Below are 21,184 nucleotides of genomic sequence, written 5' to 3'. Positions count from 1 at the left end.
GAAGGCTTCCGGATTAGCTGAGCGGCTTACCGGCGGCGTCGTAACGCGTCCAGTAGTGGTCGAGTTTCTGCGCGCGCAGTGCGTTGTCGAGATACCTGGTCTCGAACCAGCCGTCGACCTGGACCGGTTGACGGATCAGCTTGAGTTTCAGCGCATCGGCGGCGACCGCTTTATAGCGCGCGACGATGAACGGGTCGATCAACGGCGAGTTGCGCACTTTCAGGCTTTGATTCGCGAACTCGGCCTGCCAGGACGAATAGGGCACGCCGCTTTTCGCCCACAGCTTGAAGAGCGCGTCGCGGTTGGCTTCGTCGGACGACCATTGCGCGCCTTTGACGACCACGTCGACGACGCGTTGCACGATATCCGGATGCTCATGATCGAAGTCGTCGAGTACGAGCAGATGCGCCTGGCGGGTGAATTGCGGCCCATCGTTCTGCGACTCGTAGACGATTTTCGCGAGGCCCTCGTCGCGCAGCTTGTACAAATGGTAGTCGTTGACTGCCGCATCGATCCCTTTGGACGCCAATGCGGCGAGCGAACTCGCGGAATCGAGATTGATCACGCGCAGATCGCGCTCGTCGAGCTGATTGGCGGCGAGCGCATTGTCCGCGACCAGTTGGAGATTGGTGCCGCGAAAGATCGACACGCGCCGGCCTTTAAGGTCTTTTATTGACCGCACGTCCGAATCCGCTGGCACGGCGATCTTGATGCCACCGCGCACGCCCGAGGCGAGCAGCAGGTGCGTCTTCAGGCCGTTGGCGCGGCCGAGTACCGAAGGCAAATCGCCCTGGTAGGCGAAGTCGAGCGACTTGTTGGCGATCGCTTCGTTGACCGCGGGGCCGGCTCCTTTGAAGAACAGCCATTGCACCTTGATGCCGTCAGCGGCGAATTCTTTTTCGAGCGACTGCTGCAACTGGACGGTGGCTGCCGGCGACCCACCGAAGGTCGGTGGATCGCCGTTGCCTTGTTGCGCGATGCCGATGCGAATCACCGCCGGCTTGTCGGCATACGCGTGAACCGCGGCAAGCGACAGCGTCGCCACGGCGAAGAAAGATTTCAGCAGACGAGAATAGGGCATGCGGCAATACCGGTCGAATGAAAGGGGGACACCAACGGTGCAGTGAGGTGATCACTGGCACCACGTTAGGGTTGCGTGGGCTGGAATCCAACCAATCATTCCTGATAAGAAAAGCTGCAGTAGTTCGAACCCGCTGTCCGTGTGCGCACATGGCGACGGTTCGGACTACCAGGTAATACGGCCGGATGAAGGATGTGAAGACTTGCGCACGGACCTCGATCGTCGATGCAAGCGCGAACTCGCTGGCCGTCGTCACGCCGTTCTGACCCCTCCATCCGAACGTTCCAGAAACGCGCCGGGGTCGGTATCAGATTGCGCGAGACGGTCATTTTTTGCGCTCAGGTTGCCGGTCCTGTGCCGTGCCTTCCATGGTTACCTATGTGTCGCCGTGTTCGTCCATATGATCGAATCGATCACTTAAATGATCGACTTGCGCAATCAAAGCTGCAGTACTACACTTAACGCTGATTGAAACGATCATTTTGCGGCGATCGCGCGGGTAGGGCCTTGTGCAATCGCCTTGATGAATAAAACAGGAGACATGCATGGTCCAGATTCCCATCAAACGCTCGATCGAGCGCGTTCCCGGCGGCATGATGATCGTGCCTCTGCTTGTCGGCTCGCTGGTGGCGACCTTCCTTCCGGGTATGCCGAAATTCTTCGGATCGTTCACCAGCGCGTTGTTCACGGGCGCGCTGCCGATCCTCGCCGTCTTCTACGTATGCATGGGCGCGAGCATCGATGTGAAAGCAACCCCCTATCTGGTGAAAAAGGGCGGCGCGCTGCTGCTTACCAAAGTGGGCGCGGCCGTGGCCGTCGGCGTGATTCTTGGGCATTTCCTCGGCGAGCAGCCGGTTGCTTCCGGACTCTTTGCCGGGATCTCGACGCTGGCCGTCGTCGCCGCGATGAACGACACCAACGGTGGCCTGTACATGGCGCTGATGGGCCAGTACGGCCGATCGGAAGACGCCGGCGCGTACACGCTGATGTCGCTCGAATCGGGCCCGTTCCTGACGATGGTGACGCTGGGCGTCGCAGGCCTGTCGGCATTTCCCTGGCAGACGCTTGTCGGCAGCATTCTGCCGCTCGCATTGGGCATGCTGCTGGGCAATCTGGATCGCGACATGCGCGCGTTTCTCGCCAAGGCGGTCCCTGTGATGATTCCGTTTTTTGCGCTGGCGCTCGGCGCGAGTCTCGATCTGCACAAGGTGTGGCAGGCGGGGCTGCTGGGGATCGGGCTGGGGATCGCGGTCGTGATCGTCACCGGCATTCCGTTGTATTTCGCAGATCGCGTGACGGGCGGCACGGGCGTCGCCGGGGTGGCCGCGGCCAGTACGGCGGGTAACGCCGCGGCCGTACCGGCGCTCGTTGCCGCGGCCAATCCGGTCTACAAGGCAGCTGCGCAAAGCGCGACGCTGCTGGTCGCGGCGAGCGTCGTCGTGACGGCGATCCTGGCGCCGATCCTTACCTCGGCCATCGCCAGGCGCTATCAGCGGCGGCAGGAAGCCGCGCGCACGGAGAATCGCCGGGAGCTGGCATGATGAAGTTGCTGATCATCGCGGACGACCTGTCAGGTGCCGCGGACTGCGCGATCGGATTCGCGGGCGCCGGGCACCGTACTGTCGTCACGCTGCAAGCGTCGCGCGCGAGTGCGCATGAAGGCGCTGACACGATCGCCGTCGACACCGATACGCGCCGTCTCACGCCCGAGCAAGCGTCAAGACACACTGCGGCGGCGTACGCGCAGATGAGCGCGCCGGGCCAGCGGCTTTACAAGAAGATCGATTCGACGTTGCGAGGCAACTGGGCCGCGGAAGTGGCGGGGCTTCAGGCGCTGGCGGGCATGGCGATCGTCGCGCCCGCGTTTCCCGCCGCGGGACGCACGGTGCGGGACGGCCGCGTCTATGTGCATGGTGAGCCGCTCGAACAGACTATGACGTGGCAGCTCGAGCACGCCGAGCGCTGCGCGGACATCGCCGTGCAGCTCAGCGCAGCGGGCCTGACGTCGCAGCGGTTAGACGCCGACGCTTTGCGTGATGAACCGGAAACGCTCGCCGCGCGCATCGACGCAATGGCCGAACGCGGCGTGCAGGCGCTGATTGTCGACGCGCAGACGGAAGAGGCGCTGCGCGCGCTTGCCCGCGCCACACTGCCAAGCAACGCGAAGTTGTTCTGGGTCGGCTCGGGAGGGCTCGCGCGTGAGATCGCGGCACTCGATCCGCGCAAACACACAGGCGACGCGAGCCGCAACGACAACGCCCCATTTCCCGGTGGACCCATCCTGATTGTCGTCGGCAGCCTGTCGGCGGTGAGCGAGCGTCAGTGTGCAATGCTGCGCGAGCGCGGTGGCGTCGAAGAACTGGTCGTGCCGCCGGTCGTACTTCGCGAAGGTGCGAGCCATCCTGACTGGTGCACGTGGCAGGAACAGATTGCCGCCTCTTTGCGGGCGCGCGCCGATCTGCTGCTGCGCATTGGCCGCGACGACGCGTTCGATCCCGCGGAAGGCATGCACCTATCGACCGCGCTCGCTCGACTCGTCGAGCCGCACTTCACGAAGACGGGCGGCCTGATCGCGACCGGGGGCGAGACCGCACGTGCGATGCTTGCTGCCGCGCGCATCAGTAACCTGCATCTGTTGGCCGAAGTCGAAGCCGGCGTGGCCGTCGCGCGACCGCTCGACGCAACGCGCGCACATCTGCCCGGTATCGTGACGAAGGCAGGCGCCTTCGGTTCGGACCACGCGCTGTATGCGGCGTGGCGAACCCTGCGCAATGAAGCCGGGCCAAGTGCCGCACCACACTGACGCCTATGAATGAACAGAAGCACACCCTGACCGTTAACGAGATCACATCATGAGCAACTATCTTCCTGTAATCGGCATCACGATGGGCGATGCAGCCGGCGTGGGCGCGGAAGTCATCGTCAAGAGCCTGGCGCATCCGTCGGTCTATGCGCAATGCCGTCCGCTCGTGATCGGCGACGCAAGGCGGCTCGAACGCGCCAACGCGATTGTCGGCGGTGCGATGAACGTTCGCCGCATAGAGGACGCCGCACAAGCGCGCTACGAGCAGGGCGTCATCGACTGCATCGACCTCGGCCTGATTCCCGATGACCTGCCGTTCGGACAACTGTCGGCTGTGGCGGGCGATGCGGCGTACCAGTACGTCAGGCGAGCCGCGGAGCTTGCGCAGGCGGGCAAGATCGACGCGATCTGCACCGCGCCGCTCAACAAGGAGGCGCTGCATGCGGGGGGCCACAAGTATCCGGGCCACACCGAAATGCTTGCGCATCTGACGGGCGTCGACGAAGTGTCCATGATGCTCGTCGCGCCGCAACTACGTGTGATTCATGTGACGACGCATATCGGCATCATCGACGCAATCCGCAAGATCGAGCCAGGGCTCGTGCAACGGACCATCGAACGTGGCCATGCGACGCTCGTGAAGGCGGGCATCGAGAAGCCGCGCATCGGTGTGTGCGGCATCAATCCGCATGCGGGCGAAAACGGCCTGTTCGGTTATGGCGAGGAAGAGGAGAAGATCATTCCCGCCGTCAAGCTGCTACAGGAGCGCGGACTCGACGTCACCGGCCCGCTGCCTGCCGATACGCTGTTCTTCCGGGCAGGCCGGGGCGACTTCGATCTGGTGGTGGCGATGTATCACGACCAGGGGCACGGTCCTGTCAAGGTGCTTGGCCTCGAAGCGGGCGTGAACGTGACCGTGGGACTGCAAGTAATCCGTACTTCCGTCGATCACGGGACCGCCTTCGACATCGCCGGCAAGGGTGTCGTCGACGAAGGCAGCATGCTCGAAGCGTTGCGCCAGGGCGCGGAACTGGCGACGCGCCGTCACTGACGCCGCCGCCAGGCGCGCGAGGGTCATGTAAGATTGAGGCCCCCTTTTTGACGCTGCTCTGGAAGTGAAAAAAACGACTGACCGCCATCAGGCCATTCTCGAGTTCGTCCGTACCCGCGACGCCAACGTCGAAGAGTTGTGCGCCGCGCTGGGTGTATCGGAAGCGACCATCCGGCGGGACTTGACCACGCTCGCGGGGCAGCGGCGGCTCGTGCGCACGTTTGGGGGCGCCACTGCGCTGCTCGGTATGCACGAGCCGGAAGCATCGCTCGAAGAACGCAAGGCGACGCAGCGCGAACAGAAAGAAGCGATCGCGCAGGCGGCGGCGGCACACGTTCGTGAGGGCGATACGGTGCTGCTCGACGGGGGTACGACCTGCGCCGCGCTCGCGCGGCATCTGGGCACGCGCAAAGACCTGCATGTAGTGACGAACAACCTGCTCGCGATGATGTCGCTCGCGAATGCGCCGGGCGTGCGGCTCACGCTGATCGGCGGAGAATTGCGCAGTTCGAGCATGAGCACGCTCGGACCGCTTGCCGAGCTTGTGCTCGGCCGGCTGACCGTCGATATCGCGTTCCTCGGTGCAGATGGCGTCGTAGCGGGATTCGGTCTGTGCGAGGCGTCGGTACAGCAGGCGTATCTGAAAGAATGTATCGCTGCGCGCGCCGCGGAAGTCATCGTACTCGCCGATTCGTCCAAGCTCGGCCGCGCGCGTCAGCAGCACTGGACGCCGCTACAGCGTGAATGGCTCCTTATAACGTCGTCATTGGCGGACGACACCACGCTCGCTCCGTTTCGCGAACGCGAAGAGGTGACCATCGAACTGGCGCCGGGGGTATAGCGCCCGCAGCGCCTGGGATGCCTTCAGAATACGTTGAAGTCGTCGTTGCTGTCGGGCATCGTGTTGAGCATGTCGTGAAGCGCGCGCTAGCTAATCCATTCCAGTAGTACTGCAGATTAAACTACCGGCCAACTGCGCACGTCGTCGTTCACGTGTGCCGGCGCACTTCCGTGCCTCGCGGTCGTGCGGGTGGCGCTTCGGCTTTGGTCAATGACCGCGGCAGTGAAGAGTTCTGCATGCGTTGTCTCCGTGACGGTTGCCGGTCAGCGACTTGACGCTGCACTGCCGTGGGACGCCAACAACCCGCGAAGCCCCTAGGCAAGCGTGGGCGCAGAAGCGCCGCTCGCCGGCCTCCGGGTCGACGTCGATACGGCCCGCGTTGTGCGCGTCATACCGATCCGCGATCAGCCGCGCGTGCTGCTCGCTGAGCCCCGCGCGCCGAAGCACGTCGTGCGCACGCGGCACCGGACACACAATCTGCACCGCGCGGGCACCGTCCATCGCGCGCGCCACCGAAGCAGCGTCGTTCGGATCGGCGAGCGCGATTTCGCAGCCGATCGCCGCAAGCGGGCCGAAATGACTCGCTGTAGTCGCCCGCATGAAGTTGCCCGCCATTCCGGCTTGTGTCCGATCGCGTGTTCCACGTCGAAACGCGTTCGTCGGGCAGCCTGACGTCCACCTACGCCTGCAACTCATGTTCGCTGATCGACACACGTTGGCCGCTTATCGCGTCAAACCATCGCGCGGACGCTTTTATTCCGCTTTCCAGCTATGTTTTTTCATGCCGCTTAAGCCGGAATAAAAGCCGCCAGTCCCTGGTTCTTCGTGATGCGATCCCGCACAACACTCTCAGGAGTCGATCATGAAGAAGCTCGCAATTGCCGCGTTGTCCGTTGTCTTTGTCGCCGGTTCGGCGAGCGCGTTTGCTCAAGGCAAGACACGTGCCCAGGTCTACCAGGAATTGATCGAGGCGCAACAGAACGGACTCGATTACATCACCGACGCATCGTATCCGGATGTCAACCCGGTCTTTGCGCAACAAGTCGCAAAGCACAAGATGGCGCTCGCCGCGCAGGCAGCGGCTGCGAGCCGCGTCGCGAGCGGCAGGGCGCCAGCGGGCAACGCCAATTGAAGCATCCGGACCGGGTGTGCGAGCGGAACGCGCGCCTTTGGCTGTCGAACTTTCGACCCGAGCGCGGGGGAGGCTGTTTCCGCTTTGGACTGGCAACGAGCGGTAATGGGCACGCGTGAACCTCGAACGTGCACGTAATCTGAGCACGGCCACTATCGAGAGACAGGCGAGCGCGGTGATGGTCCCGTACTTCGTAGAACTAATGAAAAAGCCGCGACCGGCCAGAATGGCAGAAGGACTAACGTGGCATTGGAAATAGGCCCGCTCAATGTCGCGTACCTTGCCACGCGCATCGGGCAACAAAATCACTTGCTCCGCCTGCGTCGTGCGCAGCGCAAAAGTGTGGCACGCCCGGCCCAGCGAGCCCTGACGCGGTAGGGCAGTTCGCCCTGTCGCAAACATCGAATGGACGACTGGCCTCGCGCGGTCCAACGCCCGTCCCGGTCCAGACAACCCGCATCAGTTCGTTTCGATCCCGAACCGACCCCCGAACCCACCCCCAAACCCGATCCCGTCCAACGCGTAAAATGGCCGGCTATCACAGGCAATCGCACGCGCACAGAATTGCGTGGCCCGTCGCGTCCGCGCGAATGCCGCGCCCGTCCGGTCCGCGCACGATTGCCTTCGCCGGCTTGAATAGGAATGGACGCTGATGTCGTCAGTTTTCTTTGATCGCGAACGGATTGCCCAATGGCTGGGCGACCACACCGTCGCCAAGGCGCGCTCGGTGGGCGCCGTGACCCATGTGGAATGGCACGGCGCCATGCTTAGCGGCGACGTGCAGGGCACGCAAGCGCGGCCCTACCGCACGAGGGTCCGCTTCCGTACCGATGGCGGCTCGCCATGGGCGCAAAGCGACTGCACGTGCCCGGTCGGGCGCAACTGCAAGCATGTCGCGGCGCTCCTGCTCGCCGAACTCGAGTATCACGACGAGATGGACCACATCATCGGTGTGGATCAAGAGAATCAGGAGAATCGCGAGCATCGCGAGGCAGAGAGCCGGCCGGCTCGCTCGAACAGGCCTGGCGCGGCGCTGGACCCACCGTCGGGTGTGCGCCCTGAACTGGTGAGCTGGCTCGAGCGTTTTCGCGCGCGCGCCGAAGCCGCCGATGCGCTCGCGCATCATTCGCAGGCCGCGCGCGCCCACACGCTGGCGTACCGGCTGAACTGGTCCGACTTTCACAAGCGCCACGAGGTCGTGCTGTACCGTGCGCGCTGCAATGCCGAAGGCGCGATCGTCGAAGTCGACGAGCCGTGGAGCAACGTCGAAGCGGCGCTGCTCAAGCAACCGAAATTCGTGTCCGACGAGGACCTGTCGATCCTGCGCGGCCTATGGCTCGGCCGCTCGCGCGAGGACTTCGGCCAGTTCATCCTGCGCGGCACGAGCGGCGCGGAGATGCTGCAAAAGCTGATTGCCACGGGCCGCCTGTTCTTCGAGTTCACGCCCGCGCGCGGTCTTGACGGCCCGACGCCGCTGTCGCGCGCCGCCGACCGGCCGGGGCGCATCGAGTGGGAGCCGCTCGCCGACCAGCGCCTGCGGCCGGTGCTGCGCACGGAACCGCGCGCGACGATGGTTCTGCCGACCGAGCCCGTCTGGTACGTCGACGGCGTCGCGAACGAAGCCGGCATCGTGCAGTCGACGCTGCCGTTCCAGCAGTTGCCCGATTACCTCGCCATGCCGCCGATCTCGCTTGCCGAGGCGCCGCTCGTCGCATCGGTATTGCGCGAAATCGCGCCCGGCTTGCCGCTGCCGCCAACTCACGAAGCGTCCGCGATTCGGGTGATCGACGTCGAGCCGGTGCCGGTCTTGACGCTCGACAGTCACGTGGTCCCGTCGGCCGCGAGAGCAGGGCAGCGCAAGACCGACGCGGTAGAGTTGGCCGGCGTGAGCTTCGACTACGACGGTGTGAGCATCAACGTCGACAGTAGCGTTACGCTGGTGCCGATGCCAGGCGGCGACGTCATCCACATCCGTCGGCGCTACGACGCCGAGAAGAAGCGCCTGCTGGAACTGCGCAAGACTGGTCTGCAGAAGGTGCCGACTCGCAACCTGCGCGCGTCGCGCCTGTTGCCCGACGCGATGCTCGGTCTGCCCGACACCGATGCGTGGTCCGGCTTCGTCAACGACGCGGTGCCGGACCTGATCGCGAAGGGCTGGCGCGTGACGATGGCGCCCGAGTTCCGCTACAACGTGATCGAGATCGATGCGATCGACGGCACTGCGCATCAGGCCGGCGACGGCTGGTTCGATCTGGAGATGGGCATTCGCGTCGGCGAGCGCAACGTGCGGCTCGAACCGCTGCTCGCCGACCTGTTCCGGCGCGACCGCCGCTGGCTGAGCGGCGCGCTTGAGAGCATCGCCGATCACGAACCGATCGAACTCAAGACCGAGGAAAACAAGCGGCTGCGCTTGCGCGCCGATCGTCTGAAGCCGGTAGTGCGGGTGCTGGTCGACCTGTTCGACTCGCTCGGGGGCACGCTGGCCGAAGGCGCGCCGCTGCGCGTGCCGTCGGTCGACGCCGGCCGGCTCGACGCGCTCGGCGAGACCGGTCGCTGGCAATTTCGCGGCGACGATTCGATCCGGCAGCTCGCGCAGCGCCTGCAAGCCGGTCCGGGTCTGCGCGAAGTGCCCGTGCCACGCGGTCTGAAAGCCGAACTGCGCGTGTATCAGCACCAGGGCCTGAACTGGATGCAGTTTCTGCGCGAACAAAACCTGGCCGGCGTGCTCGCCGACGACATGGGTCTGGGCAAGACCGTGCAGACGCTCGCGCACATTCTCGCGGAGAAGGAAGCGGGGCGCCTGACCCGCCCGGCGCTGATCGTCGTGCCGACCACGCTCGTGCACAACTGGCGCGAGGAAGCGCGGCGCTTCGCTCCCGAGCTGACAGTGCTGGTGCTGAACGGCCCGCAGCGCAAGGAGCGTTTCGAGCTAATCGGCGAACATGAGCTGATTCTGACGACCTACGCGCTGCTGTGGCGCGACCAGAAAGTCCTCGCGGAACATGAGTATCACCTGCTGATTCTCGACGAGGCGCAGTACGTGAAGAATGCGACCACCAAGGCCGCACAGGCAATCCGCGGCTTGCGCGCGCGGCATCGGCTGTGTTTGACGGGCACGCCGCTGGAGAATCACCTTGGCGAGTTGTGGTCGCAGTTCGACTTTCTGTTGCCGGGGTTTCTCGGTAGCCAGAAAGACTTCACGCGGCGCTGGCGCAGTCCCATCGAAAAGAACGGCGATGGCGTGCGCCGCGCGCTGCTCGCGCGCCGCATCCGGCCGTTCATGCTGCGGCGTCGCAAGGACGAGGTCGCGAAGGAATTGCCGGCTAAAACGACTATCGTCTGTTCCGTCGATCTGGAGGGTGCGCAGCGCGATCTTTACGAAACCGTACGCACGGCGATGCAGGAGAGGGTGCGCGCGGCGGTCAGCGCGCAAGGGCTCGCGCGCAGCCATATCATCGTGCTCGACGCGTTGCTGAAGCTGCGCCAGGTGTGTTGCGATCCACGGCTGGTGAGAACGCTGAAACCAGGCGCACAGGCCGGCACGGCGGCGCAGACTTGCGCGACGAATGCGTCATCGGACTGTGCGGCCAACCCGCCGGCCGAGGTGCCCGCCACCATGCGCGACAGGACGGACAAGCTCGACAGGAGCGCCCGCACGATGCGTTCGGCCAAGCTCGATCTGTTGCTGTCGATGCTGCCGGAGCTGATCGAGGAAGGGCGCCGCGTCCTGCTGTTTTCGCAGTTCACCGGCATGTTGTCGCTGATCGCCGAAGCGCTCGACCAGGCCGCGATTCCCTACCTGACGCTGACCGGCGACACGGCCGATCGCATCACGCCCGTGCAGCGTTTCCAGAAGGGCGACGTGCCCCTGTTCCTGATCAGCCTCAAGGCGGGCGGCGTGGGCCTCAACCTGACCGCGGCCGATACGGTGATTCACTACGACCCATGGTGGAACCCGGCTGCCGAGAACCAGGCGACGGACCGCGCGCATCGGCTGGGGCAGGACAAGCCGGTGTTCGTCTACAAGCTGATTGCCGCGGGCAGTATTGAAGAAAAGATCGTGGCATTGCAGGAACAGAAGGCCGGGCTCGCGGACAGCATTCTCTCCGAAGATGCCGCGGGCGCCGCGAAGTTCTCCGACGACGACCTCGACGCATTGTTCGCACCGATGCCGGAAATCGAAGGCGGCCGCTGAGCGACTCAAGGTCTGCGCGCGCGCCGTCGCCAGGCGGCCGCGCGCAGCGTTTTCGAAGGCTTCGCAGAGCGCCGCGGCGCTCTCCTGTCCGCTTCTAAAAAGCCTCTACTGTGAGACCAACCCATTCGGGGGGCTGCCGTTACGTCATCGACTTCCTTATCCTGAATAAACGTCTATTACGAGATGTACCTGGTTAGACAATCGCCTCTGCAAATTTAACAATGTTTAAACGATTTATCTTGGGACTATTCTTATACTGGCGTGCCAATTGTTAAATCGAAGTGCTGCAAATGGGAAACGCCTGAATTGAGATGAGCAGTCGGGCGAATTACCGCGCGAGCGCGAGGCCGCACGGCAAGAGCGACGACCTTTACGTCGGATTCAACTGCGGACCAAGCTTGGACGATCGCAACGAGAATGCTGCAAGCGGCGCCCGAGAGGGTGTAGTCGCTGCCGAGGGCCCGGAAAATGGCAGCCGATTTCGACTATGATTAGCTGACCCGAATAGTTGAACTGGCAAAGTGCGCCGGTGCGGTCATTTCGAGATACCGCAAAGAGAGCGCTAAAGAGCCATGAGGGAAGGGCACGGCAAGACGGCCACAAGGCAAAAGAGCGTCAGTTGGAGTTGGAATCTGAAGCTCGATCGTGGGTGTTGGCGCTGCCACCGCGGTCGTTTGCCGGCACGCCGGCCACCAGTTACGAATTACGATGTCGCGTTGCGGGGTTTTATGAGAATTGCGGTTCTGGATGACGATTCGGCTCAGGCCGATCTGGTTTGCCAAACGTTGTCGGCAGCGGGTCATGTCTGTCACGCTTACGACGCGGGGCGCGAGCTCGTGCGGCAGCTGCGGCGCCAGACTTTCGATTTGCTCGTGCTCGACTGGAACGTCCCCGACATGTCAGGCGAAGAGGTGCTGCGCTGGGTGCGCGACAGCCTTTCGCTGCGCTTACCGGTTCTGTTCATGACCAGCCGCGCCCGCGAAACCGATATGACGTCCATCCTCAACACCGGCGCCGACGACTATCTGGTCAAGCCCGTGTCGGCCCCGGTGCTGCTCGCGCGCGTCGGTTCGCTGTTGCGCCGCGCTTATTACCTCAAGTCGCCCGCGTCGAAAGAAGTGTTCGGCGAATTCGAGTTCGATCTGGGCACCAAGCACGTGCTCGTGCATGGCAAGAAAGTCGCCGTCACGCAGAAGGAGTTCGAGCTGGCACTGCTGCTGTTCCAGCACCTGAGCCGGCCCTTGTCTCGCGCACACATTCTCGACGTGATCTGGAAGCAGGCGACCGACATTCCCTCACGCACGATGGACACCCACATGTCGATGCTGCGCAGCAAGCTCGGGCTGCGGCCCGAGCACGGCTATCGTCTCACGCCGATCTACGGTTATGGCTACCGGCTTGAACGCATCGAGGCCGCCGAGCCGCCGGCAGCCGCCGACGACGCTTCGCAAGCGGGACCGGCGTGAACCGCTCCCCGCAGGTAGCAGTGTGCGCCGGCGTCATGCAGCTCCGGCGTGCGGCCGGCTGGCTGGCGATGGCCGGCCTCGTCACGATGAGCTGGTGCGGTGCCGCGCTGGCCCAGCCGCCGGCGTCAGGCGCGCTCAAGCCACGCGATAAAGCCAGTGCGCCCGCCTACGTTGCGTACACCACGCGCGAGGGCGACTCGCTGTACGACATCGCCAGCCGTTATCTCGACGATGCAGCCGACTGGGCGTTATTGAGCCGCCTGAACCACGTGTGCGCGCCGCGCCGCATGCCGGCCGGCATCGTGCTGCGTCTGCCGGCCCGCAAACTCCGGCAAGACCCACAGGCGGCTCGCGTGGTGGCGACCAGCGGTCCGGCCGAGCACGCGTTCGGCAAGAACGCCTATGTGCCGGTGATGGCGTCCACGATGCTCGTCGAAGGCGACCGCATCCGCACCGGGCCGAACGGCTTCATCACACTCGAGCTGCCGGACGGCTCGCATGTGACCGTCACGCAGGACGGCGCGCTCGACATCGGCAAACTGCGGCGCACCGCGCTGACCGGGGCCAGTGATCGTGTGTTCACATTGCGCCAGGGCGAGGTAGAAAGCCAGGTCACGCATGCTGTCAGGCCGGACGACCGCTTCCAGATCCGCTCGCCGTCGGTGGTGGCGGGCGTGCGCGGCACGCGTTTCAAGGTCGCTTATAGCGGCGACGCGCAGACCACCGCGGTCGCGGTGCTCGACGGCGCGGTCGGCGTGGACCCGCTCGGGCAGCGCGGCCGCGAGCCGGGGCCGCTACCCGGTGTGCCGCTGCAAGCATCCGAGCGGCTCGTCAAGGCGAGCTTCGGCAATGTCACGCGCTCGGGTGGCGCAATCGGCGATCCGGTCGAGCTGCTTGCCGCGCCCGCGCTTTCGCAGCCGGCCAGGGTGCAGGACGGCAAAACGGTCGCGTTCGATCTCGTGCCAGCCGAACACGCGCTCGGCTACCGCGTGCAGATCTCGCGCGACGCCGATCAGCTCGACCTGATCCACGACCAGCGGGTCGCCGCGCCGCATGCCGATTTCGGCGATCTGCCCGACGGCACCTACTTTGTGCGGATCGCCGCGACCGCCGCAAACGGACTCGACGGTCTGCCGCAGGTATACGCGTTCGAGCGGCGCCAGCTCGGGGTGGAGGCGTCGGCCGCACCGCGCGCCGGCAGCCGCGACTACGAATTCCGCTGGCTCGTCAGCAGCCGCCGCAACGTCGAGACGCGTTTGCGTTTCGTGCTGGCCACGGCATCCGATCTGCGTGATCCGATCGTCGACCGCACCGATCTGTCGGGCGGCCAGCTCGTGCTCACCGACCTGCCGGCCGGCGTCTACTACTGGACGATCGTCGCGGAGCAATTCGAAAACGGCCGCTTCTACCAGACGAACAGTGCGGTCCGCTCATTTACGCTGGCGCGCTGACGCTGGTAGATTCACGTGGCCGGCGCACCAGCCGGCCCGCTCCCTGACCCTGAACCCCACATTCTCTTGCCGATCATGTCTACGCGCCTGAGTCTCGATCCGCGAGCCCGTCTCGGCCGACGCGCCGGCCGGCGCTTCGTGATCGAATGGATCGGCATCGGCGGGCTGGGCGTGGTAGTGATTCTGCTCGCGTCGCTGGGCCGTCTGAGCGCGAGCGTCGATCAACTGGTGTACGACCGTTTTCTGAGTCTGCGCGCGCCGTCCCTGCTGCCCGATATCGTGGTGGTCGAAATTGACAACGCGAGCATCGCCCAGCTCGGGCGCTGGCCCTGGCCGCGCAGCGTCCATGCGAAGCTGCTCGAACAGCTCGCGAAGGCGAGGCCCGCCGCGGTGATCTATGACGTGCTGTTCACCGAACCCAATGCCGACGACGCCCAACTCGCGCACGCGGTCGCGCTGAGCCCGACCTATCTGCCGGTGCTGCTCACTCCGCCCGACAATGCAGGCCGCCGCGTCCTGGTCGAACCGGTCGCGCCGCTTGCGCGCGCTGCAGCGGCTCTCGGTCACATCAATTTCGAGGTGGATAGCGACGGCATTGTTCGCAGCGTCGCCAGGTTCGAGGGCGACGACGGTTCGCGCTGGCCGCAGTTGATGGTGCCGGTCGCCGATGCGGTCGAACGTGGCGCGCTTCACACCAATGCGCCGCCACAGCGGCAGATCCCCGGCGGCCAGGCGGCGCGCCAGGCCGTCCGCGACGACGGTGGCGAAGGCCGCTTTCTGATTCCGTTCGGGCGCAACGCCCAGACCTACCCGAGGCTTAGCTTCGCGCGCGTGCTCGCGGGGGATGTGCCGGCCGACCAGTTGCACGGCCGCATCGTCGTGATCGGCGTCAGTGCGTCCGGCTTGTACGATCGTTTCGCGACCCCCGTGTCCGGCCGCTTGGGCCCGCTGCCCGGCGTGTATATCCACGCAAACGTGCTGGACGCGTTGATCAGCGGCCGCGAGATCGAGCCGGCCGCCCGCGGGCTGGTGTTGGCGGCGTCGCTCGCGCCGCTCGCCGCGCTGCTGGCCGGGTTCCTGGTGTTGTCGCCGCGCCGTTCGCTGCTGCTGACCGGCGCGCTGGCGCTTTTGGCGGCGGCCGCCAGCGCCGCGGCGCTCTACGGCGCGCGGCTTTGGATGTCGCCGGTGCCGGCGCTCGCCGGGCTGGTGGTCGTCTATCCGATCTGGAACTGGCGGCGCCTCGAAATGACGATGGCGTATCTGCGCGAAGAACTCCAGCGTCTCGCCGACGAGCCGCGTCTGTTGCCGGAAACGCCGCAGCGCCGCCGCGAGTTCGGCGGCGATGTGCTGGAACAGCATATGGCGCTGATGGCGCAAGCCGCGCAGCGCGTGCAGGACATGAAGCGCTTCGTCTGGGATAGCCTCGACAGCGTGCCCGAGCCGATCCTCGTGAGCGACGTGCGAGGCGTGGTGCTGATCGCCAATCATGCCGCGAAGGCGCATTTCGCACGGCTGCGCGCGCCGTCGCCGGAAGGGCGGCCCATGCAGACGGTGCTCGCCGGTCTGACGCTCGTCAAGACCATAGACCTGGCCGCGACAGACCCGGTCGCGGCATCGGATGCCGAACGCAACGTCTACGCGCATGCCCACTGGCCGGCGCTGCTCGATCCGGCGCGCGGCGAATTTGCCGCGCTCATGGCGCACGGCGTCGAGGTACGCGACGCCGACGAGCGCGATCATCTGCTGCGCTACGCAACGTGCACCAATGCTCAAGGCGAGACCACCGGCTGGATCGCGGGTCTCGTCGACGTGTCGGCCTTGCATGCGGCCGAGCGTCAACGGGAAGATGCGTTGCGGCTGCTGTCGCACGACATGCGTTCGCCGCAGGCGTCGATTCTGGCGCTCGTCGAAATGGAGCGCGGCCGCGCCGAACCGGCGCTGGCGCGCGATCTGCTGGGCCGCATCGAACGCTATGCGCAACGCGCGCTGACGCTCGCCGACGACTTCGTGCAACTGGCGCGCGCAGAATCGCAGGCTTATGTGCTCGAACCGGTGAGCCTGAGCCTGCTCCTCATGGACGCCAGCGACGAAGTCTGGCCGCAAGCGCACGCCAAGCGCATCTCGCTGCAGACGCACCCTCTTGGCGATGCCGATGCCGACGACGGCCACTGGGTCTGCGCCGACCGCTCGCTGATGACGCGCGCGCTCGTCAACATCCTGAACAACGCGGTCAAGTACAGTCCGCCGGATACGCACATCGTGTGCAGCCTCGCAAGCTCGAGCCCGAGCCCGGCCACCGTGCCCGGCGCCGCGCGGCGCGTGTCATGCACGATCCGCGACCAGGGCTACGGGATTCCGAAGGAGCAGCAGGCGGGGCTGTTCGAGCGCTTTCGCCGCTTTCATACGACGCAGCGGCCGGAGGTGGGCGGGGCGGGCTTAGGCATGGCGTTCGTCAAGACCGTAGTCACGCGCCACGGCGGCGATGTCGATGTCATCAGCGCGCCCGGCGAGGGCACTGCGTTCACGGTCTGGCTGCCGGCGCTGGAGGACGCGCACTCCTACGCATCGCGCGCATTGCGTTCATGACCTGTCAACACGTAGCTAATCGAAGCGAGAAGATGCCAAAAGTCGCCCTCCTGTCTGCCGCGCTGGTTGCGGCGAGTCTCGCCGGTTGCGCGGGTTTGAACGCGGACGTGCACACCGCGACGCCCGCAGCCGCGCTGCAAGGCGAGCCGACCTACACGATCGCGCGCTTGCCGTCGCAGGACGCGAGCGCGGAGCATCCGCGGTTCGAGGCGCTGCTGCGCGACGAGCTGGCGAGGCGCGGCTTCGTCGATGCGGCGGGCCAGCCCGCGCACTTTTTGCTATCGATCGCTTACGACACGCGGCCGCTTGCGGTCGGCGTGAGCGCGGGCGATTGCGCGCCGCGCGAGTGTCCGAAGCCGGATGTGCCGGTCTCGCTGTTCGGAGGACCCGCGTACCGGCATTCGTTGACGCTGCGGTTTTTCGAGCGCCCGGGCGGCGAGGAGCGCTACAAGGTCAGCGCGGTCATCGCCGATCGCGATGCTGATCCGTCGCATGCCATGCCGATGCTCGTGAAAAGCGCGCTCGCCAGGTTTCCGTTCGACGCGCCGCACGACTGGCGCGTGAAACTCCAGCCGGACAAGGCTAGCGGCGTGCCGATGGTGGTGTCGGTGAAGCCGCTGGCACCGTGACAAGCAGGCGCTATGGCGCGGTGACGTCGGTGTCGGGTTCGGCGTCGGCGCTTGTGTCGGCTTGAGCTTCGGGCCAGCGGTTCTCGAACACGCAATCGGCGAGCGGCAGGCGGCTCGCCCAGCGCTCGGTTTCCAGCATCGGCTCGCTGTAAAACCTCTCCACGTGGCCGAGACACAGAATCGCCACCGGTCGCGCGCCTGCGGGCATGTGCAGCAGCGCGCGCACCGCGTCGACGTCGAACAGCGACACCCAGCCCATGCCGAGGCCTTCGGCGCGCGCAGCCAGCCACATGTTCTGGATCGCGCACGCGACCGACGCGAGGTCCATCTCCGGCAAGGTGCGGCGCCCGAAGATATGCTGCTCGCGCCCGTCCATCAGCGCGATCACCAAAAGTTCGCCGCACTCCAGCATGCCTTCCACTTTCAGCTTCATGAACTCGTCGCGGCGTTTGCCGAGCGCGTCGGCGGTGGCGAGCCGTTCGCTTTCGACCGTTGCGTGCAACGCCGTGCGCAGCGCCGGGTCCGTGATGCGCGCGATTCGCCACGGCTGCATATAGCCGACGCTCGGGGCGTGATGCGCGGCATCGAGCAGACGCCGCAGCACGACGGAATCGACCGCGCCGGGCACGAAATGGCGCATGTCGCGCCGCTCGTAGATGGCGCGATAAACCGCGTCGCGCTCGAAGTCGTTAAAAGGCTTCGCCATGGAAGAGTGCGGCCGTGAAGGCCGGGTTGGAGGGCCAATAAGCATGCATGTATGTCGCCACGATCGAGCCCGCGCGGTAGAGCGCCTCGCCGGGCGCGTCGCTGTGCGCCCGCGTGGCCGAACGCAGCGGCACGAGCGAGGTGTTCAGCGTCGAGTAATGAAACGTGTGCCCGGTCAGCGGCCCGTGCAGGCTGTCGATCTGCTGCATGCCGAGTGCGGTGAAGCGCGTTTGCATCGTCGCGTGGCCCGGCAGCAGGCCGAGCATCGGCGTGCTGGCGCCCTGCGTGTCGGTCAATCGCTCCAGCAGGTAGAGCATGCCGCCGCATTCCGCGACGATGGTTTTGCCGGCGCCCGCGTGCGCGCGGATCGACGCGGCGCTGCGCGTGTTGGCGGCGAGGGTCGTCGCGTGCAGTTCGGGGTAACCGCCGGGCAGGTAGAGCGCGTGGGCGTCGGCGGGCACTGCTTCGTCGGCGAGCGGCGAGAAGTAGTCGATGTGTGCGCCGAGCGCTTCCAGCAACGCGACGTTCGCCGGATAGACGAACGAAAACGCCGCATCGCGGGCAATCGCGATCCGCTCGCCTTCCAGCAGACGCGGCAGCACTTGCGGCACCGCTGCGCCGAAGTGGACCGGCGGCGGCAACGTGGCCAGCGCGGTCGCTTCGAGCGTATCGGCGGCGCGCTCGAGGCGCGCGTCCAGATCGTCGATCTCGGCCGCCTGGTGCAAGCCCAGATGGCGATCGGGCAAGGCGATTTCATCGCTCGCCGCGATGTGTCCGCACCAGCGCAGGTCGGGTGGCAGTGCTTCCTCGAGCATGTGCGCATGGCGCGCGGAGCCGACGCGATTCGCGAGCACGCCGTAAAACGGCACCTGCGGCCGAAAGCGTGCGAGGCCGAACGCGACTGCCCCGAAGGTCTGCGCCATCGCCGTGGCGGAGATCACCGCCAGCACCGGCACACCGAAGACCGTGGCCAGATCCGCGCTGCTCGGGGTGCCGTCGAACAGCCCCATCACGCCTTCGATCAGAATCAGATCGGACTCGGCCGCCGCCTGCGCGAGCAGAGTGCGACAGGCGGCCTGGCCGACCATCCACAAGTCGAGCGAAAACACCGGCGCACCGCTTGCGCGCTCGAGGATCATCGGGTCGAGAAAGTCCGGGCCGGTCTTGAAGACCCGCACGCGCCGTCCCAGCCGTCGATGATAGCGTGCCAGACCGGCCGTGATGGTGGTCTTGCCTTGCCCGGAAGCGGGGGCGCTGATGAACAGCGCAGGGCAGGCTCCGGCCGACGACCCTTCGGGGGACGCTCCGACGGATGTCTCATCGCGGGGCGCGGGCATCGCTCAGAACTCCACGCCGCGCTGCGCTTTCACACCTTGCTCGCGATACGGATGCTTGACGATGCGCATTTCGGTGACGAGGTCGGCGGCTTCGATCAACGCGTCCGGCGCGTGGCGGCCGGTCACGACCACGTGCAGCATTGCGGGCCGCGCGTTCAGCACCGCCAGCACTTCGTCGAGCGGCAGGTATTCGTACTTCAGCACCGTATTCAGCTCGTCGAGAATGACCATCTGGTACTCGCCGCTTTCGATCATCCGGCGCGCTTCGTTCCAGCCTTTGCGCGCGGTGGCCATGTCGGCGTCGCGGTTCTGCGTATTCCAGGTGTAGCCGTCGCCCATCGTGACGAAATCGCAGTTGGCGATCGCGCCGAGGAAGTCGCGCTCCGAGGTATGCAGCGCGCCCTTGATGAATTGCACGACGCCCAGGCGCATGCCGTGGCCGAGTACGCGCACGGCCATGCCGAACGCGGCGGTGGTCTTGCCTTTGCCGGTGCCGGTGTTGACGATCAGCAGGCCCTTTTCGACGGTGGCGCTGGCCTGCTTCTTCTCATGGCCTTCGCGCCGGCGCTCGGTCATGCGGTGATGCGATTCGGGATCGGTTTTCATCGAAGGTCCTCTTGGTGAGTGTCGTGGTTCGCTGGCGTTGTGTGGCCCGCGTGCACGCTGTTGGTGGCGATCGCTACCGTTACACCGGCGTGCGGCATCTTGCATACGAGCAGGCGGGCGGGCGCGGAGCGGGGCGCGCGTGGCGCCGGGGGTGGCGTTCGCGCGTCGGGGGCCTCGGGCGTGGCATACGCAACACCAGGTTGCGCCGACGCGGCGAGCAGTGCGCACGGTTCGCAGACGCCATCCGCGCCGAGATGCTCGCGCACCATCGACGATGGCTTCTCCACTGTAATTGCCGCGATCTGCTCACGGCTGAACAATTGCAGCGGCAGCGAATGATGTGCGCAAAACGCGAGCAGACCTGCTTCGTTCGCTTTGGTGTCGACCGAGGCGACTACGCGGATCTCATCGAATGCACGCATGCCGAGCGCGATGCGCACCGCCGCCTCGATCTGCTCGGCCGAACTGTGCAGGCGGCAACCGATACCGACGCTTAGCGTTTTCATGGGCTATCCGCTTCCGATGTCGGCAGCGGGGCCGCCGCATCGGCTTGATGAGCCTCTTCGGCTTGCGCCGCTGCCCGCGCCAACGCGAGCGACGCCACCCCGCCGATCACCACGATCGCCGGCGAGCCGAGCCCGGCACGCGCGACCGCGTCGGCAAAGTCGCCGAGGCGGGCAAGCACGTGACGTTGGTCAGGACGCGTCGCCGATTCGATCGCCGCGCACGGCGTATCGTCGGCCATGCCGGCCGTGCGCAACGCGCCGACGATCGCTGCGAGCCGCCGCATCCCCATGTAGATGACCAGTGTCATGCGCGTGGCGGCGAGCGCGGCCCAATCCGGCTCGCCGCTGCTCGCGCCATGTCCTGTGACGAACACCACGCCCTGCGCATAATCGCGGTGCGTGACCGGAATGCCGATCGCGGCGGGTGCCGCGATTCCCGCGGTGACGCCGTTGATGACTTCCACCTCGATGCCTGCCGCGTGCAGCGCTTGCAGTTCCTCGCCACCCCGGCCGAACACGAACGGATCGCCGCCCTTCAGCCGCGCGACACTGCGCCCGGCACGCAGATGCTCGAGCATCTGCGCGACGATGCCGGCTTGCGGCGTCGACGGATGCCCGCCGCGTTTGCCGACGTAAAGCACCAGCGCATCGGCGCGCGCGAATTGCAGCACCTCGCGGTTCACCAGATCGTCGACCAGCACCACGTCGGCTTGCGCCAGCGCGCGGGTTGCCTTGAGCGTCATCAGTTCGACGTCGCCCGGGCCTGCGCCGATCAGCCATGCGCGCGTCATCGGG

17 protein-coding genes are annotated in these 21,184 nt (G+C 65.8%); 10 read left to right on the top strand and 7 right to left on the bottom strand.

Going from position 1 to position 21,184, the window contains the following annotated elements:
• Positions 1-13: 13 nt before the first annotated feature.
• Positions 14-1,081: an ABC transporter substrate-binding protein gene (locus ABQJ48_RS28595; RefSeq protein ID WP_367841316.1), complete on the bottom strand. Its 1,068-nt coding sequence runs from the start codon at positions 1,079-1,081 to the stop codon at positions 14-16.
• Positions 1,082-1,626: 545 nt separating this feature from the next.
• Here ABQJ48_RS28595 and ABQJ48_RS28590 point away from each other — a divergent pair.
• From ABQJ48_RS28590 to ABQJ48_RS28575, 4 genes are all read left to right on the top strand, one after another.
• On the top strand, positions 1,627-2,622 hold the full coding sequence (locus ABQJ48_RS28590) for a 2-keto-3-deoxygluconate permease (RefSeq protein WP_367841315.1): 996 nt from the start codon (positions 1,627-1,629) through the stop codon (positions 2,620-2,622).
• The gene (locus tag ABQJ48_RS28585; protein WP_367841392.1) at positions 2,622-3,884 is read left to right on the top strand and encodes a four-carbon acid sugar kinase family protein; all 1,263 of its coding nucleotides are present in this window, start codon (positions 2,622-2,624) and stop codon (positions 3,882-3,884) included. Before ABQJ48_RS28590 ends, ABQJ48_RS28585 begins: the two co-directional genes overlap by 1 nt.
• Positions 3,885-3,933: 49 nt before the next feature.
• Positions 3,934-4,935, top strand: coding sequence for a 4-hydroxythreonine-4-phosphate dehydrogenase PdxA (gene pdxA / locus ABQJ48_RS28580; RefSeq protein ID WP_367841314.1), 1,002 nt, complete (start codon positions 3,934-3,936; stop codon positions 4,933-4,935).
• Between the two features lie 64 nt (positions 4,936-4,999).
• Positions 5,000-5,776, top strand: coding sequence for a DeoR/GlpR family DNA-binding transcription regulator (locus tag ABQJ48_RS28575; RefSeq protein WP_367841313.1), 777 nt, complete (start codon positions 5,000-5,002; stop codon positions 5,774-5,776).
• Between the two features lie 207 nt (positions 5,777-5,983).
• On the opposite strand, the gene ABQJ48_RS37905 is transcribed toward ABQJ48_RS28575, so the two are convergent.
• A complete protein-coding gene (locus tag ABQJ48_RS37905; protein WP_473094202.1) occupies positions 5,984-6,376 on the bottom strand; it encodes a hypothetical protein in 393 nt (130 codons plus the stop codon).
• Positions 6,377-6,638: 262 nt separating this feature from the next.
• Here ABQJ48_RS37905 and ABQJ48_RS28565 point away from each other — a divergent pair, with 262 nt between their 5' ends.
• The 6 genes from ABQJ48_RS28565 (at position 6,639) to ABQJ48_RS28540 (ending at position 17,235) form a co-directional block, all read left to right on the top strand.
• The gene (locus tag ABQJ48_RS28565; RefSeq protein ID WP_367841312.1) at positions 6,639-6,908 is read left to right on the top strand and encodes a DUF4148 domain-containing protein; all 270 of its coding nucleotides are present in this window, start codon (positions 6,639-6,641) and stop codon (positions 6,906-6,908) included.
• Positions 6,909-7,560: 652 nt separating this feature from the next.
• Positions 7,561-11,103 (top strand): DEAD/DEAH box helicase, encoded by a 3,543-nt coding sequence (locus ABQJ48_RS28560; RefSeq protein WP_367841311.1) that lies wholly within the window; start codon positions 7,561-7,563, stop codon positions 11,101-11,103.
• A 728-nt stretch (positions 11,104-11,831) separates the two neighbouring features.
• Positions 11,832-12,569 carry a response regulator transcription factor gene (locus ABQJ48_RS28555; RefSeq protein ID WP_367841310.1) on the top strand — a complete coding sequence of 246 codons (738 nt, stop codon included), beginning with the start codon at positions 11,832-11,834 and terminating at the stop codon, positions 12,567-12,569.
• A gap of 35 nt (positions 12,570-12,604) precedes the next feature.
• Entirely contained in the window at positions 12,605-14,020 is a 1,416-nt protein-coding gene (locus ABQJ48_RS28550) for a FecR family protein (protein ID WP_473094204.1), read from the top strand.
• A 66-nt stretch (positions 14,021-14,086) separates the two neighbouring features.
• Complete coding sequence (locus ABQJ48_RS28545; protein WP_367841309.1) at positions 14,087-16,606, top strand: CHASE2 domain-containing protein; 2,520 nt, start codon at positions 14,087-14,089, stop codon at positions 16,604-16,606.
• 32 nt (positions 16,607-16,638) lie between these two features.
• Positions 16,639-17,235 carry a DUF4136 domain-containing protein gene (locus tag ABQJ48_RS28540; RefSeq protein ID WP_367841308.1) on the top strand — a complete coding sequence of 199 codons (597 nt, stop codon included), beginning with the start codon at positions 16,639-16,641 and terminating at the stop codon, positions 17,233-17,235.
• 10 nt (positions 17,236-17,245) lie between these two features.
• On the opposite strand, the gene bluB is transcribed toward ABQJ48_RS28540, so the two are convergent.
• Genes bluB through cobA form a run of 5 tightly spaced genes read right to left on the bottom strand, consistent with a single transcriptional unit; the run spans position 17,246 to position 21,180 of the window.
• Positions 17,246-17,941: a 5,6-dimethylbenzimidazole synthase gene (bluB, locus tag ABQJ48_RS28535; protein WP_367841307.1), complete on the bottom strand. Its 696-nt coding sequence runs from the start codon at positions 17,939-17,941 to the stop codon at positions 17,246-17,248.
• The gene (locus ABQJ48_RS28530) at positions 17,925-19,277 is read right to left on the bottom strand and encodes a cobyrinic acid a,c-diamide synthase CobB (protein ID WP_367841306.1); all 1,353 of its coding nucleotides are present in this window, start codon (positions 19,275-19,277) and stop codon (positions 17,925-17,927) included. Before ABQJ48_RS28530 ends, bluB begins: the two co-directional genes overlap by 17 nt.
• A 3-nt stretch (positions 19,278-19,280) precedes the next feature.
• On the bottom strand, positions 19,281-19,883 hold the full coding sequence (gene cobO, locus ABQJ48_RS28525; RefSeq protein ID WP_367841305.1) for a cob(I)yrinic acid a,c-diamide adenosyltransferase: 603 nt from the start codon (positions 19,881-19,883) through the stop codon (positions 19,281-19,283).
• Positions 19,880-20,389 (bottom strand): cobalamin biosynthesis protein, encoded by a 510-nt coding sequence (locus tag ABQJ48_RS28520; protein WP_367841304.1) that lies wholly within the window; start codon positions 20,387-20,389, stop codon positions 19,880-19,882. The genes cobO and ABQJ48_RS28520 overlap by 4 nt, the downstream gene beginning before the upstream one ends.
• Complete coding sequence (gene cobA / locus ABQJ48_RS28515) at positions 20,386-21,180, bottom strand: uroporphyrinogen-III C-methyltransferase (protein ID WP_367841390.1); 795 nt, start codon at positions 21,178-21,180, stop codon at positions 20,386-20,388. The genes ABQJ48_RS28520 and cobA overlap by 4 nt, the downstream gene beginning before the upstream one ends.
• Positions 21,181-21,184 lie beyond the last annotated feature (4 nt).

The sequence above is a fragment of the Paraburkholderia suaedae genome, from assembly GCF_040812055.1.
GTDB lineage: Bacteria > Pseudomonadota > Gammaproteobacteria > Burkholderiales > Burkholderiaceae > Paraburkholderia.
Note: the sequence above shows the minus strand (reverse complement) of the source record. Positions and strands in the feature narration are given on the sequence as shown.